This window comes from Streptomyces sp. NPDC018000, from assembly GCF_044328025.1.
Lineage (GTDB): Bacteria > Actinomycetota > Actinomycetes > Streptomycetales > Streptomycetaceae > Streptomyces.
Genome location: NZ_JBIRGM010000004.1, coordinates 607,778 through 621,445, shown reverse-complemented (window position 1 = coordinate 621,445; position 13,668 = coordinate 607,778). Strand labels below are relative to the sequence as shown.

Genomic DNA, 13,668 nt, shown 5'->3' with positions numbered 1-13,668 from the left:
GAACCGGGCGAAAGGAGCGAACGGCTCGAAAGTGGGGCAGGGAATGGAGGAGGCGTGGCGGCGGAGAGGGCAGGGGGCGCGATCACAGAACGTATGCAACCTACTGCCGGTGCTTGCGTCAAGCGACACCGAACGGTGGCGAGGGGCGGTGGCGGATCAGCCACCGCCCCTCGGGCACACGATGCGACGAGCCGTCAGACGGCGCGACCGTCGTCGACGACGAGCGCCGGCGTACCGATGGTCTTCGGTGCGCCCCCGGGCGCGGTGCCGGCCGGGGAACCCTTGCTCTTCCTGCTGCGCCGGAGCCAGCGCTCCAGCCAGCTCGCGAACGAGGTGAGCGCGAAGTTCAGCAGGAGGAAGATCAGAGCCACGATGGTGAAGCACGCGATCGTGTTCGCGCCGTAGTTCGCGCTCATCGGGCGGATCGAGGCCAGCAGCTCGGGGAAGGTCATCATGGCGCCACCGAGCGCGGTGTCCTTCACGATGACCACGAGCTGGCTGACGATCGCCGGCAGCATGGCCGTCACCGCCTGCGGCAGCAGCACGGACATCATGATCTGGCTCTTGCGCATGCCGAGCGCCTTGGCCGCCTCCGCCTGGCCCTTCGGCAGGGACTCGATTCCGGCCCGCACGATCTCGGCGAGCACCGAGAAGTTGTACAGCACCAGGCCGGTCACCACGGCGTACAGCGGACGCACATCGGTATCGATGGTGGTGTACTCCGCGTACACCGCGTTCGCGGTGATCATCAGGATCAGCACGGGAATGGCGCGGAAGAGCTCCACGACGATGCCCGCCGGCATCCGTACCCACCGGTGGTCCGACAGTCTGCCGATCCCGAACAGGGCGCCGAGCGGCAGCGCGATGATCAGGGCGAAGAACGCCGCCTTGAGCGTGTTCTGGAGGCCCGGCCAGATGTACGTCTCCCAGGGCTGGGAGCTGGTGAAGAAGGGCTTCCACTTGATCCAGTCGAGCTGCTGCTTGGAAGCGAGGCCGTCGTAGACCCACCACACCACCGCCGCGGCGCACAGGACGAACAGCACCGTGTACAGGATGTTGCGCCGCTTGGCGCGCGGTCCCTGGGCGTCGTAGAGGACGGAACTCATCGCTTCACCGCCACCTTCTTGCTCACCCAGCCGAGGATCAGGCCGGTCGGGAGGGTCAGAACGACGAAGCCGAACGCGAAGACCAGTGAGATCAGGATCAGCTGGGCCTCGGCCTCGATCATGTCCTTCATCAGGTACGAGGCTTCGACGACCCCGATCGCGGAGGCGACCGTGGTGTTCTTCGTCAGTGCGATCAGCACGTTGGACAGCGGGTTGACCACCGCACGGAAAGCCTGGGGGAGGATGATCAGGCGCAGCACCTGCGTGAAGCTCAGCCCGAGCGCACGGGCCGCCTCCGCCTGGCCGACCGGCACTGTGTTGATGCCGGAGCGCAGCGCCTCGCACACGAAGGCGGCGGTGTAGGCGGCCAGGGCGAGCACGGCCAGCCGGAAGTTGATGTCGTCGATGACCTCGGCACCGAGCATGACGCCCAGCGTCTGGTACAGACCCAGCGACGAGAACACGATGATCACGGTCAGCGGAATGTTCCGGACAACATTGACGTACGCGGTGGCGAAACCGCGCATCAGGGGGACCGGGCTGACCTTCATGCCGGCCAGCAGTGTTCCCCATATGAGGGAGCCGAGGGCGGAGTAGACGGTGAGCTGCACCGTCACCCAGAAGGCCCCCAGCAGGTCGTAACCTTCAAGAAAGTCGAACACGATCTCCCGCGCTTCCGCGTGTCGGAGGGCACGGCGCGCCGCCGCTCAAGGACGGCGCGCCCGGTCAGCCCTGCTTCACTTGACGACGTTGCCGATCTTCGGGGCGGGCTCGTACTTGTAGTTCGCCGGGCCGAAGTTGTCCTTCACGGCCTTGTCCCAGGAACCGTCCGAGACCATCTTGGCGAGCGCGTCGTTGATCTTCTTCTTGAGATCGGCGTCGCCCTTCTTCAGGCCGATGCCGTAGTTCTCGTTGGTCATCTTGAAGCCGGCCAGCTTGAACTTGCCCTGGAAGTTCTGCTGCGACGCGTAGCCGGCCAGGATGGAGTCGTCGGTGGTCAGCGCGTCGATGACCTTGTTCTCCAGGCCGGTCAGGCACTCCGAGTAGCCGCCGTACGTCTGGAGCTGGGCCTTCGGAGCCAGCTTGTCCTTGACGTTCTGCGCCGAGGTCGAGCCGGCGACCGAACAGAGCTTCTTGTCGTTCAGGTCCTTCGGCGACTTGATCGAGTCGTCGTCGGCACGGACCAGGATGTCCTGGTGCGCCAGCAGGTACGGGCCCGCGAAGTCGACCTTCTGCAGCCGCTCGTCGTTGATCGAGTAGGTGGCGGCGATGAACTTCACGTCACCGCGCTCGATGGCCGTCTCGCGGTCGGCGCTCTTGGTCTCCTTGAAGACGATGTCCTTGGCGTCGTAGCCGAGTTCCTTGGCGACGTACGTGGCGACGTCGACGTCAAAGCCGGTGTACTTGCCGTCCGGAGTCTTCAGACCGAGGCCGGGCTGGTCGATCTTGATGCCGATCGTGATCTTCTTGCCGCCGCCCGAACCGTCCGAGCCGCTGTCCTTCTTGTCGGAACCACAGGCGGTGGCAGTCAGGGCGAGGGCGAGCACGGCGGCCGAGGCGGCGGTGACCTTACGAAGCTGCATGATGAATTTCCCTAGAGAGTTGACGCGATGTGAGCGATCAGCCGGTCCGGTAACCGGCGATGCAGGATCAATCAGTGGTGAAGGATCTTCGACAGGAAGTCCTTGGCCCGGTCACTGCGCGGGTTGCTGAAGAACTGGTCGGGCGTGGCCTCTTCGATGATCTTTCCGTCCGCCATGAAGACGACCCGGTTCGCGGCCGAGCGCGCGAAGCCCATCTCATGGGTGACGACGACCATCGTCATGCCGTCCCGGGCGAGCTGCTGCATGACGTCCAGCACCTCGTTGATCATCTCCGGGTCGAGCGCGGACGTCGGCTCGTCGAAGAGGATCACCTTGGGGTCCATCGCCAACGCCCGGGCAATGGCCACGCGTTGCTGCTGACCGCCGGAGAGCTGGGCGGGGTACTTGTCGGCCTGCGTCGCCACGCCCACCCGGTCCAGCAGCGACCGGGCCTTGTCCTCGGCGGCCTTCTTGTCCGCCTTGCGGACCTTGATCTGGCCCAGCATCACGTTCTCGAGCACCGTCTTGTGCGCGAAGAGATTGAACGACTGGAAGACCATGCCGACGTCGGCGCGCAGCCTGGCCAGCTCCCTGCCCTCCTGGGGCAGCGGCTTGCCGTCGATCGATATGGCGCCTGAGTCGATCGTCTCCAAGCGGTTGATCGTGCGGCACAGCGTGGACTTACCGGACCCGGAGGGCCCGATGACGACCACGACCTCGCCACGGGCGATGGTCAGGTCGATGTCCTGGAGCACATGCAGCGCGCCGAAGTGCTTGTTGACGTTGCTCAGTACGACAAGGTCGTTCGCCGCAGGCGCGGCGCCCCCGGCACCCTTGGTCACTGAAACTCCGCTCATCGGCTTCTTGCTCCGTCCTCCTCGGTTGGGAAGGACCCTAGGACGTGGCGCGACCAGCGTCATCACATCTGAGCGAGAATTGAGGATAACGATCCGGCAGCACCCGGACACTCTCTGTGAACAGAGCGGCAGGCGGTGCGCCCGGGGCGTACCGGGTGGATAACAGATGGCTCGATGCGATAGGCGGGCCCTTGACTGACGTACCCGTCATCGGAGTGGATGCCCTGGTACGCCACGACGTGAAACGCCTCGGTACGGGGAAGTGACGAGGGGCGTACGAGAATCCGCACCGACACCGCACCTACGGGAACCGACACCGCACCTTCGGGAGGGGGCCATGAGACTGCTGCTCGTCGAGGACGACAACCATGTCGCGGCCGCCCTCTCCGCGATCCTCGCCCGGCACGGCTTCCAGGTCGTGCACGCGCGCAGCGGCGAGGAGGCACTGCAGGCGCTGCTGCCCGCGGGCGCGGCGCCCTTCGGTGTGGTGCTCCTCGATCTGGGCCTGCCCGACCAGGACGGCTACGAGGTGTGCGGGAAGATCCGCAAGCGCACCTCCACCCCGGTGATCATGGTGACCGCGCGCGCCGATGTCCGGTCCCGGATCCACGGCCTCAACCTCGGCGCCGACGACTACGTGGTCAAGCCGTACGACACCGGCGAGCTCCTCGCCCGTATCCACGCCGTCAGTCGGCGTAAATCGGCCGGCGAGGACACCGCGCCCACGCCCGTCGCCGCTCTGCGCCTCGGAAACGTCCACATCGAGCTGCCGACCCGCCGGGTCAGCGTCGACGGAGCGGAAGTCCAGCTCACCCGCAAGGAGTTCGACCTGCTCGCGCTGCTCGCCCAGCGCCCCGGTGTGGTCTTCCGCCGGGAGCAGATCATCAGCGAGGTGTGGCGCACGAGCTGGGAGGGAACGGGACGCACGCTCGAAGTGCACGTCGCGTCCCTGCGTTCCAAACTGCGGCTGCCGGCACTGATCGAGACGGTGCGCGGGGTCGGCTACCGCCTCGTCGCCCCGTCCGCGTAGAGGCGTACGTCCCAGGTGCGCACCCGGCTGCTTCCTCTGCTCATCATCCTCATGGCGAGTGTGCTGCTCGCCCTCGGCTTCCCGCTGGCCGTCAGCGTCGCCGCAGCCCAGCAGCAGCGCGTCGTCATCGACCGCATCGACGACTCGGCGCGCTTCGCCGCACTTGCTCAGTTCATCGCCGAGCGGACCCCCGGCTACGACGAGCGGCGCCGCATCCTGCGGAGTGAACTCGCAACGTACGCATCGGTGTACGGCATCCGCGCCGGTGTCTTCTACCGCGACGACAGCGCCATGGCGAAGGCCCCGGCCACCTGGCAGCTGCCGATCGAGGGGGAGGGGAGAGAGGCCTTCAAGGAGGCGCTCCTGGGGCGTCGCAGTCACGATCCGCCGCAGGTCTGGCCCTGGCAGCGTGGCAGGGTCGTCGTCGCCTCGCCCGTCGTGCGGGACGGCGATGTCGTCGCCGTCGTGGTCATCGACTCGCCCACCACCGAAATGCGCGCACGCACGCTGCGCGGCTGGCTGCTCATCGCCGTCGGCGAAGCGGTCGCGATGCTGGTGGCGGTCGGTGCCGCGATCCGGCTCACCGGCTGGGTCCTGCTGCCGGTACGGACCCTGGACGCGGCCACCCACGACATCGCCAGCGGCCGGATGAGATCCCGGGTCGCGGCTTCCGGAGGACCGCCGGAACTCAGGCGCCTGGCCCGCTCGTTCAACGAGATGGCCGACAACGTCGAGGAAGTGCTGGAGCAGCAGCGCGCCTTCGTCGCCGACGCCTCGCACCAGCTGCGCAACCCCCTTGCCGCGCTGCTGCTGCGGATCGAGCTCCTCGCACTCGAACTCCCCGAGGGCAACGAGGAGATCGCCTCCGTGCGCACGGAGGGCAAGCGCCTCGCGCAGGTCCTGGACGACCTGCTCGACCTGGCGCTGGCCGAACACGCCGCGGCCGATCTTCAGCTCACGGACATAGGCGCGCTCACCGCGGAACGCGTCGCCTCCTGGCGGCCGGTCGCAGAGGAGAAGGGAGTACGGCTCAGGGCGGACGGTTCGTCAGCCGTCACCGCATGGGCGGACCCCATCGCACTGTCGAGCGCCCTCGACGCCGTCATCGACAACGCCCTGAAATTCACCCCCGCCGACGAAGAAGTCCTCGTCACCGTCGCCTCCGGCCGCGATGACGTCACGGTCGTCGTCGCCGACCGCGGACCGGGCCTCACCGCACAGGAGATGGAGCGCGTCGGCGACCGCTTCTGGCGCAGCGCCCAGCACCAGAACGTGCAGGGTTCCGGCCTCGGGCTCTCCATCTCCCAGGCCCTCCTGACGGCAGGCGGCGGCTCTCTCAGCTACGCCGCACATGAGCCGCACGGGCTGCGGGTGACGGTGTCGGTGCCGCGCCAGGGCCCGCAGGGCTGAGCGCGGGCGGGGAAGTGCCCGGCGCGGGGATCAGGCTCGGCCGAGGGGGAGTGGGAATCAGGGTTCGACCGAGCGGCAGTGGGGATCAGGGCTTGACCGAGCGGTAGTAGCGCCTGGCTCCTTCGTGCAGCGGCAGCGGATCGGTGTAGATCGCGGTACGCAGATCGACCAGCTGGGCCGCGTGCACCTCGCGCCCGATCCGGTCCCGGCTGTCGATCACGGTCCGGGTGAAGGCCTCCGTCATCGCCGGATCCATACGGTCCGTGGTCACCAGCACATTGGCGACCGCCACCGTCGGCACCGCCTGCCCCTGCTGCGCGTTGTGGTAGGCATCGGCGGGCATCACGGCCGAACGGTAGTACCGGGCGGACCCGCCCACGGTCTGAAGCTCCTTGATCAGCGAGGCCTCCAGCGGCACCAGCCGGATCGCCAACCGGTCCGACAGCTCCTGCACGGCGGAGGTGGGCAGCCCGCCGGACCAGAAGAAGGCATCGAGCAGGCCGCTCTCCAACCGCTTCGGCATGGTGTCGATACCGTCGGGAACCGGCGTCACGTCGTGCGCGGGATCGAGGCCGGCGGCCGTCATCAGCCGGTCAGCGATCAGCCGTACCCCTGAACCCTGCTGCCCCACCCCGACGCGCTTTCCGATCAGGTCCGAGACCTTCCGCACCTCCGAGTCCCGGGGCACGACCAGCTGGACGTAGTCGTCGTACAGCCGCACACAGCCCCGCAGCCGGTCGGCGCCCGGCTTGCCGCTGCGCAGATAAGTGGCGAGGGCGTCGGCGGTGGCGATGGTGAAATCGGCCTTCCCGGTTGCCACCCGCGCGATGTTCTGCTGCGAGCCCTCACTGGTCTGCAGCCGTATCGACACCTGGGGCAGATCCTTGGCCAGGTCGCCCCTGAGCCGCTCGCCGTAGCGCTGGTAGACCCCGCTGCGCACGCCGGTGCTGAAGGTCAGTGTGCCGCTCGGCGCCGGTTCCCCGAGCGGGAGCAGCCACCACAGCAGCAGCCCGAGAACGACGACGAGGGCGGCGCACGCCTGAAGGGTGCGGCGCCGGCCGATACGGGACAGTGCCTGGAGCATGGCGGCGATCCTGCCAGCCCGCCGGGGCGATGACCAGGGCCGGGCCCCGGCCCCGAGCCGCAGTCCCCGCACCCGGGAACAGGAGCCGTGAGCCCGGCCGGAGAGGTATTCATCATTGCGGCCCGGCCGGAGCCCTTACCCTGGACGGGTGAGCGGCAACGATGTGGCTGGTGGAGTAGTGGACGGTTTGAAGACGTACGAGGTGCGCACCTATGGGTGCCAGATGAACGTCCATGACTCCGAGCGGCTGTCGGGGCTGCTGGAGGGCGCAGGTTACGTACGTGCCGCCGAGGGCTCCGACGGCGACGCCGACGTCGTCGTCTTCAACACCTGCGCGGTGCGGGAGAACGCCGACAACAAGCTCTACGGCAATCTCGGCCGGCTCGCCCCGATGAAGACCAAGCGGCCCGGCATGCAGATCGCCGTCGGAGGCTGCCTGGCGCAGAAGGACCGCGACACCATCATCGAGCGGGCCCCCTGGGTGGATGTCGTCTTCGGTACGCACAACATCGGCAAGCTGCCGGTGCTGCTGGAGCGCGCCCGTATCCAGGAAGAGGCGCAGATCGAGATCGCCGAATCTCTGGAGGCATTCCCCTCCACGCTTCCCACCCGCCGCGAGTCCGCCTACGCGGCCTGGGTCTCCATCTCCGTCGGCTGCAACAACACGTGCACCTTCTGCATCGTTCCGGCGCTGCGCGGCAAGGAGAAGGACCGCCGCACCGGCGACATCCTCGCCGAGATCGAGGCGCTGGTCGCCGAGGGCGTCTCGGAGATCACCCTGCTCGGCCAGAACGTGAACGCGTACGGCTCCGACATCGGCGACCGAGAGGCCTTCTCCAAGCTGCTGCGCGCCTGCGGGAAGATCGAGGGCCTGGAGCGGGTCCGTTTCACCTCGCCGCATCCCCGCGACTTCACGGACGACGTGATCGCGGCGATGGCCGAGACGCCCAATGTGATGCCCCAGCTGCACATGCCGCTGCAGTCGGGCTCGGACACGATCCTCAAGGCGATGAGGCGCTCGTACCGGCAGGAGCGCTTCCTCGGCATCATCGAGAAGGTGCGCGCCGCGATGCCGGACGCCGCCATCTCCACCGACATCATCGTCGGCTTCCCCGGCGAGACCGAGGAGGACTTCGAGCAGACCATGCACGTGGTCCGCGAGGCGCGCTTCGCCAACGCCTTCACTTTCCAGTACTCCAAGCGTCCCGGAACCCCGGCGGCCGAGATGGAGGGGCAGATCCCCAAGGAGGTCGTCCAGGAGCGGTACATGCGCCTGTCCGCCCTCCAGGAGGAGATCTCCTGGAAGGAGAACAAGAAGCAGGTCGGCCGAATGCTGGAGATCATGGTCGCGGAGGGCGAGGGCCGCAAGGACGGCGCCACCCACCGCCTCTCCGGCCGCGCACCCGACAACCGCCTGGTCCACTTCACCAAGCCGGACGAGGACGTGCGTCCGGGCGATGTGGTGACGGTCGAGATCACCTACGCGGCCCCGCACCACCTGCTCGCGGAGGGCGTTCCGGTGGGCGTACGGCGGACCCGGGCCGGGGATGCCTGGGAGAAGCGCACCGCCACCGAGGCCGCCAAGCCGGCCGGAGTGATGCTGGGACTGCCCGGTATCGGCGCCCCGGCGCCGCTGCCCGCCGCCGCGGCCCCCGGCTGCGGCTGCGACTGACACCGGCAGGACGCAGACGGCGACGGTTGCCGACGGGAGCATCGCACCCAACCAGTACGCTGCCCACCATGCTTGTCGCCGCCGCTGTCTGCCCCTGCCCGCCCCTGCTGGTACCCGAGGTCGCCGCCGGTGCCGCGCCCGAGCTCGACGCTCTGAGGAACGCCTGCGCCGATGCGCTCGGCGTGCTGGCTGCTGCCCGACCCGATCTGCTGATCGTGATCGGGCCCGCGGACCACGAGGGGCGTGGCCCGCATCCCGAAGGGGCCACCGGCACCTTCAAGGGCTTCGGCGTCGATCTCGGGGTACGGCTGGGGCGCGACAAGGAGCCGGTGGCGGACCGCACGCTTCCGCCGTCCCTCGCCGTCGGTGCCTGGCTGCTCGCCCGCGCGCAATGGGCCAAGGCGCCGGTCGAAGGGCTCGGCGTGGGGGCGCCGCTCGAAACCGGTCGTTGCACGAGCACCGGACGGGACCTGGCAGCCAGGGCGGACCGAGTGGCCCTGCTGGTGATGGGCGACGGCAGCGCCTGCCGCACGCTCAAGGCCCCCGGCTACCTGGACGACCGCGCCGAAGCGTTCGACGCGGCGGCCGCCCATGCGCTGGGCACGGCTGACCCCGACGCGCTGATCGCGCTGGACGCGTCGCTGGCGTACGAGCTGAAGGCGGTGGGCCGGGCGCCGTGGCAGGTGCTGGCGGGCGCGGCCGAGGGAACGGGCCTGGGCGGCCGACTGCTGTACGAGGACGCCCCGTACGGCGTCGGCTACCTGGTCGCCACCTGGTCCTGAGCCCGTGCCGTACCCCGGCAGAGACGGCTGACGGCGGCCGTACGGTGTTGCCGCCGCACGGCCGTCCGTCGGTCCCGAACGGTTGAACGGCCGCTGTTCAGGAAGCGGGCGGTGTGGGCGGTGTCGGCGGCGTGCCGCCCTCGTCGTGTTTGTGGGACAGGCGCTCGACCGCTTCCCTGGCCTTCCTCGTGCCGGATTCGATCTTGTCGCTGTACTTGCCCTTGGTCTTTTGGTCGACCGTCCGGGCGGCTTTTTCGAGCCCGTGGTCGATCTTGTCCCCGTGCTGCTGTGCGAGATCGCCGACTTTGTCCTTGGCGGGGCTCAGTTTGGCCTTCAAAGTGTCCAGGAAGCTCATCGGGCACCTTCCCTGCTGGGGGACTGGGGTCGGGCGTCCTCTCCGGCCCGCCGACCGCCGATTCAGGCGGTCCTACACAAAGGGCAAACCATGAAAAACGCCCGCATTCACCTACGAATTCTACTGGCACGGGCGTAGATCCGCGTCGGCCGGGGCGCGCCGGTTCCCTGTCCCGCGCCTGCCCCGGGGCCGCGGCCTGACCCGGTACCCGGCCCTCTGCGTTCGCTCACTCCCGCATGCCGGCCAGCTCCACCGCCCGGCGCCGCAAGGAGAACCAGGCAGGGGCCACCGCCGAGACGACGGCGAGGACGGCGCAGGCGCCGACGGTCGCGCCGAGCGTCGACCACGGGACCTCGATGCTGGTCCACACATCGAGGATGCCGAGGGCACCCCAGATCCCCAGCAGGTTGAGCGCGGCGACGAGGAGACCGAGCACCCCGCCGACCGCCACCACCATCAGGGCCTCGGCACCGACCAGTCGCAGCACCTGCCACTTGGTCGCCCCGGCCAGACGGAGCACCGCCAGGTCGCGGACCCGGTCCGACGTCGCCATGACCAGGGTGTTGGCGAGGGCGATCCCCGTGTAGAGGAGAGCGATGCCGAGGACGAGCAGGAAGCCGAGGCGGGTGGTCCGGTTGGTCTCCGGGTAACTCGCCCGCACCCACTGTTCCTCGGAACGCACCTGCCCACCGCCGGCGACGGCCGTGCGCAGCCCCGCGGCGACCGCGGTGGCGTCCACGCCGCCCGCGACCTTCACGTCGACGCGGTCGACACGCGCGCCCGGGCCGTTGCGCGGAGTGACGTAGACGCCGTTGTTGCCGGTGCCGGTGCGCATCACCGCCGCGATCCGCAGCGACTTCTTCGTGCCGTCCCCGAGCCAGACGTCGACGCGCTGTCCGACGGTGTGCCGTGCCCACTCCTCGTTGACGATGATCGAGTCGTCGCCGAGATCGGCGACCCGGCCCGACGCGATCGGCAGCCGCGTCGTCCTGGCGAGCATCACCGGATCGGCCGCCCGCGCATCGGACTTGATGAGCGCCACGCCGTCCTCCAGGACGTAGACAGCGCTCGCGGATGTCGCGGACACCTCGGCGCCCTCGACCTTCCGCAGCCGTTCCAAAGTGGCCGCGTCGAAGCCTGCCGGACCCGCGGGCGACACCACGTAGTCGACGGCGGCCTGGTCGCGGGTCTCGGTGGCCTTGGCCTCGTTGAGCGTCGCGGTCGCGCCGAGCAGGGAGCCCGCGAGGGCGACCGTGACCAGGACGGGGGCCGCGATGGCCGCGGTGCGACGGATGCCCGCCGCCGCGTTCTCGCGCATCAGCATGCCGCCCGCGCCCGGGAGCTGGGCCGGGAGCCAGGCGATGAGCCGGGTCAGCGGGCGCACCAGGACGGGCGCGAGCAGGGCGGCCGCGGTGATCAGGAGCATCGGGCGGCTCACGTACGTCTTGCGGTGGAGCAGTTCGCCCGGCTCCGTGGACAGTGCCATGGCGAGCGTCACGACCGCGGCGAGCAGCAGGCCTCCACCGAAGAGCCAGCGGCCCCAGGTCATCGTCCTGGTGTCCACGGACGCCTCGCGCAGCGCCTGGGCCGGGCCGGTCCTGCCTGCCCGCCACGACGCGGCGACCACTCCGCAGAGCGCCACCAGCAGGCCGGTCCAGAAGGCCATGTGGTACGGCCAGGTGTGGTCACCGATGGTGAACCAGCTCGGCGCCAGCTCACTGTCGACGACCCACCGGGCCAGCCGGGGAGCGCCGTACGAGCCGAGGACACAGCCGGCGGCCGACGCGAGGACACCGACGAGCAGGGCCTCGGCGAAGACCGTCCGGCGGATCTGCCCGGGGGTCGCGCCCGCCGTGCGCAGCAGACCGAACTCGCGGCGCCGCTGGGCCACCGCGAACGCGAACGTCGATGCCACCACGAACACCGACACGAAGCCGGTGACACCGGCGGCCGTGCCGAACATGGAGTTCATCGCGACCAGAGCCTCGCTGTCGCGGTCCGGGTCGGCGTCCGCGAGCCTGCGGTCGTCGCCCGTCAGCACGCGCACACCCGGGCTGCCCTGCGCCGCGCGGCGCACCGCGTCGGCGTCGGCGTCGACCACCAACTGCACGCTGCGCGGCGAAAGCTGGGCGGCCCGCGCATCCGTGAAGAAGAGCGCGTTCTCGAAGCCGAGCCCGGACACGGTGCCCGTGACGCGTACGGTGCCGCGGTCCGTGGCGACACGCTGCCCCACAGCGGCCCAGTCGCCGCCGGCGACGACCTGGTCGGCGGCCCGGGGCGGGTGCCCCTCGTCGATCCGGTACGGGGCGAAGGCGGCGGTGGACCAGGGATGGCCCACCAGGTCACCGGGCCCGCCCACGGCGCGTAAGGCGAACGAGCGGTCCTCGACCACCCGGCCGAGCTCACGCAGCTTCATCACGAGGGGGGCCGGCACGGCGCGCGGCTCGGCCAGTTTCTTGACCCGGTCGCCGATCCGCGTCGGCACCCGGAGCTCGTCCGCGCCTTTCACCACGACCGGCGCGGCGGCGAACCGCTCCGGCCCCCGGCCGGGCGCGTCGAGCGAGGAGGCGAGGGCCAGCCCCATGACGGCGATCAGCGCGACACCGAGCGACAGCGCGACGAAGCTGCCGACGAAGGTGATCCAGCGGGTGCGCAGGGTCCGCAGGGCGATGCTCAGCACGGCACGGCCTCCAGCTTGGTCATGCGTGCGGCGATCTCTTCGGCGCTCGCCTCGATCAGCTCGCCGTTGACGCGCCCGTCGACGAGGAAGACGACGCGGTCCGCGTAGGCGGCGGCCACCGGATCGTGCGTGACCATGATGATCGTCTGCTCCTCCTGGTCGACCATGCCGCGGAGCAGGGCGAGCACCTCGCGGCTGGTCTGCGAGTCGAGCGCACCGGTCGGCTCGTCGCCGAAGAGCACCTCGGGGCGGGTGATCAGGGCCCGCGCCAGCGCCACGCGCTGCTGCTGGCCACCGGACATCTCGGAGGGCCGGTGCCCCGCGCGCTCGTCGAGACCGACCTGGTGCAGCACCTCACGGACCCGGGCCCGCGAGGGACGCCGCCCGGCCAGGCGCAGCGGCAGCGCCACGTTCTGCTCGGCGGTCAGCGACGGCAGCAGGTTGAACGCCTGGAACACAAAGCCGATGCGGTCGCGGCGCAGCAGGGTCAGCTTGGTCTCGCTCAGCCCGGTCAGTTCGGTGCCGCCCACGGTGACCGAACCCGAGGTGGGCCGGTCGAGCCCGGCCGCACACTGCAACAGCGTCGACTTACCCGAACCGGACGGGCCCATGACAGCGGTGAATGTGCCCTTGGGGAAGCCGAGGGAGACCTGGTCGAGGGCGGTCACCGCGCCGCCCCCCGACCCGTACTGCCTGCTCACGGAGCGCAACTTGATCGCGTCGTCAGTCATCTTTCCACTCATTCGGTGTCGGTCACCCCGCACATCGGGCGGGACGGATGGTCGGGAGCGCGTCGGCCACCTTGCCCTGGCCGGGCCGCCTCCGGGCGGCCCGGAGGCGGTGCGCGGGGTGCAGGAGGTTGCACGCGGCACGGGTCAGCCCGGCCCCGCGGGCCACCATCGAAATGCCGCCTTCCTCACAACTTCGATGGCTCCACGAAACCGTGTCGCGGGGAGCCGGCGCAGTGCGGCAGGACCGAGACCTGGGGTAGGGCCAGGCATACCCTCCGCGTTCGGTTCAGCTCGCCCCGGTGAACGTCCGGTTCGCGACGAGCGCGTGCCCGGTGCAGTCCAGGGCAGGCTGCGGTGGCAAGTCCTTGCCGCCGCCCG

Annotated in this window: 12 protein-coding genes; 4 read left to right on the top strand and 8 right to left on the bottom strand. The window is 69.7% G+C overall.

The features are described 5' to 3' along the window. Positions 1-194: 194 nt before the first annotated feature. The 4 genes from ACH4EW_RS14325 to ACH4EW_RS14310 form a co-directional block, all read right to left on the bottom strand. Entirely contained in the window at positions 195-1,106 is a 912-nt protein-coding gene (locus ACH4EW_RS14325; RefSeq protein WP_398255942.1) for an amino acid ABC transporter permease, read from the bottom strand. Beyond that, complete coding sequence (locus ACH4EW_RS14320) at positions 1,103-1,768, bottom strand: amino acid ABC transporter permease (protein WP_398255939.1); 666 nt, start codon at positions 1,766-1,768, stop codon at positions 1,103-1,105. Before ACH4EW_RS14320 ends, ACH4EW_RS14325 begins: the two co-directional genes overlap by 4 nt. A 75-nt stretch (positions 1,769-1,843) precedes the next feature. After that, positions 1,844-2,689, bottom strand: a complete 846-nt coding sequence (locus ACH4EW_RS14315; RefSeq protein WP_398255937.1) for a glutamate ABC transporter substrate-binding protein — start codon at positions 2,687-2,689, stop codon at positions 1,844-1,846. A 71-nt stretch (positions 2,690-2,760) separates the two neighbouring features. Then, positions 2,761-3,546 (bottom strand): amino acid ABC transporter ATP-binding protein, encoded by a 786-nt coding sequence (locus tag ACH4EW_RS14310; RefSeq protein WP_398255934.1) that lies wholly within the window; start codon positions 3,544-3,546, stop codon positions 2,761-2,763. A gap of 337 nt (positions 3,547-3,883) precedes the next feature. Here ACH4EW_RS14310 and ACH4EW_RS14305 point away from each other — a divergent pair, with 337 nt between their 5' ends. Both ACH4EW_RS14305 and ACH4EW_RS14300 read left to right on the top strand, forming a co-directional pair. Further along, on the top strand, positions 3,884-4,576 hold the full coding sequence (locus ACH4EW_RS14305) for a response regulator transcription factor (protein WP_398255931.1): 693 nt from the start codon (positions 3,884-3,886) through the stop codon (positions 4,574-4,576). A 15-nt stretch (positions 4,577-4,591) separates the two neighbouring features. Next, positions 4,592-5,986, top strand: coding sequence for an ATP-binding protein (locus ACH4EW_RS14300; protein ID WP_398255928.1), 1,395 nt, complete (start codon positions 4,592-4,594; stop codon positions 5,984-5,986). Positions 5,987-6,071: 85 nt separating this feature from the next. Here ACH4EW_RS14300 and ACH4EW_RS14295 read toward each other — a convergent pair whose 3' ends face one another. Next, positions 6,072-7,070 carry a TAXI family TRAP transporter solute-binding subunit gene (locus ACH4EW_RS14295; protein ID WP_398255925.1) on the bottom strand — a complete coding sequence of 333 codons (999 nt, stop codon included), beginning with the start codon at positions 7,068-7,070 and terminating at the stop codon, positions 6,072-6,074. A gap of 178 nt (positions 7,071-7,248) precedes the next feature. Here ACH4EW_RS14295 and miaB point away from each other — a divergent pair, with 178 nt between their 5' ends. Next, on the top strand, positions 7,249-8,742 hold the full coding sequence (gene miaB, locus ACH4EW_RS14290) for a tRNA (N6-isopentenyl adenosine(37)-C2)-methylthiotransferase MiaB (protein WP_398256091.1): 1,494 nt from the start codon (positions 7,249-7,251) through the stop codon (positions 8,740-8,742). Between the two features lie 68 nt (positions 8,743-8,810). Then, complete coding sequence (locus ACH4EW_RS14285; RefSeq protein ID WP_398255922.1) at positions 8,811-9,524, top strand: class III extradiol dioxygenase subunit B-like domain-containing protein; 714 nt, start codon at positions 8,811-8,813, stop codon at positions 9,522-9,524. A 97-nt stretch (positions 9,525-9,621) separates the two neighbouring features. Here the strand turns inward: ACH4EW_RS14285 and ACH4EW_RS14280 are convergent, their stop codons facing one another. The 3 genes from ACH4EW_RS14280 to ACH4EW_RS14270 form a co-directional block, all read right to left on the bottom strand. Beyond that, a complete protein-coding gene (locus tag ACH4EW_RS14280) occupies positions 9,622-9,879 on the bottom strand; it encodes an antitoxin (RefSeq protein ID WP_398255919.1) in 258 nt (85 codons plus the stop codon). A gap of 226 nt (positions 9,880-10,105) precedes the next feature. Continuing rightward, the gene (locus tag ACH4EW_RS14275) at positions 10,106-12,559 is read right to left on the bottom strand and encodes an FtsX-like permease family protein (RefSeq protein WP_398255916.1); all 2,454 of its coding nucleotides are present in this window, start codon (positions 12,557-12,559) and stop codon (positions 10,106-10,108) included. Beyond that, the gene (locus ACH4EW_RS14270) at positions 12,553-13,290 is read right to left on the bottom strand and encodes an ABC transporter ATP-binding protein (RefSeq protein WP_398255914.1); all 738 of its coding nucleotides are present in this window, start codon (positions 13,288-13,290) and stop codon (positions 12,553-12,555) included. The genes ACH4EW_RS14275 and ACH4EW_RS14270 overlap by 7 nt, the downstream gene beginning before the upstream one ends. Positions 13,291-13,668 lie beyond the last annotated feature (378 nt).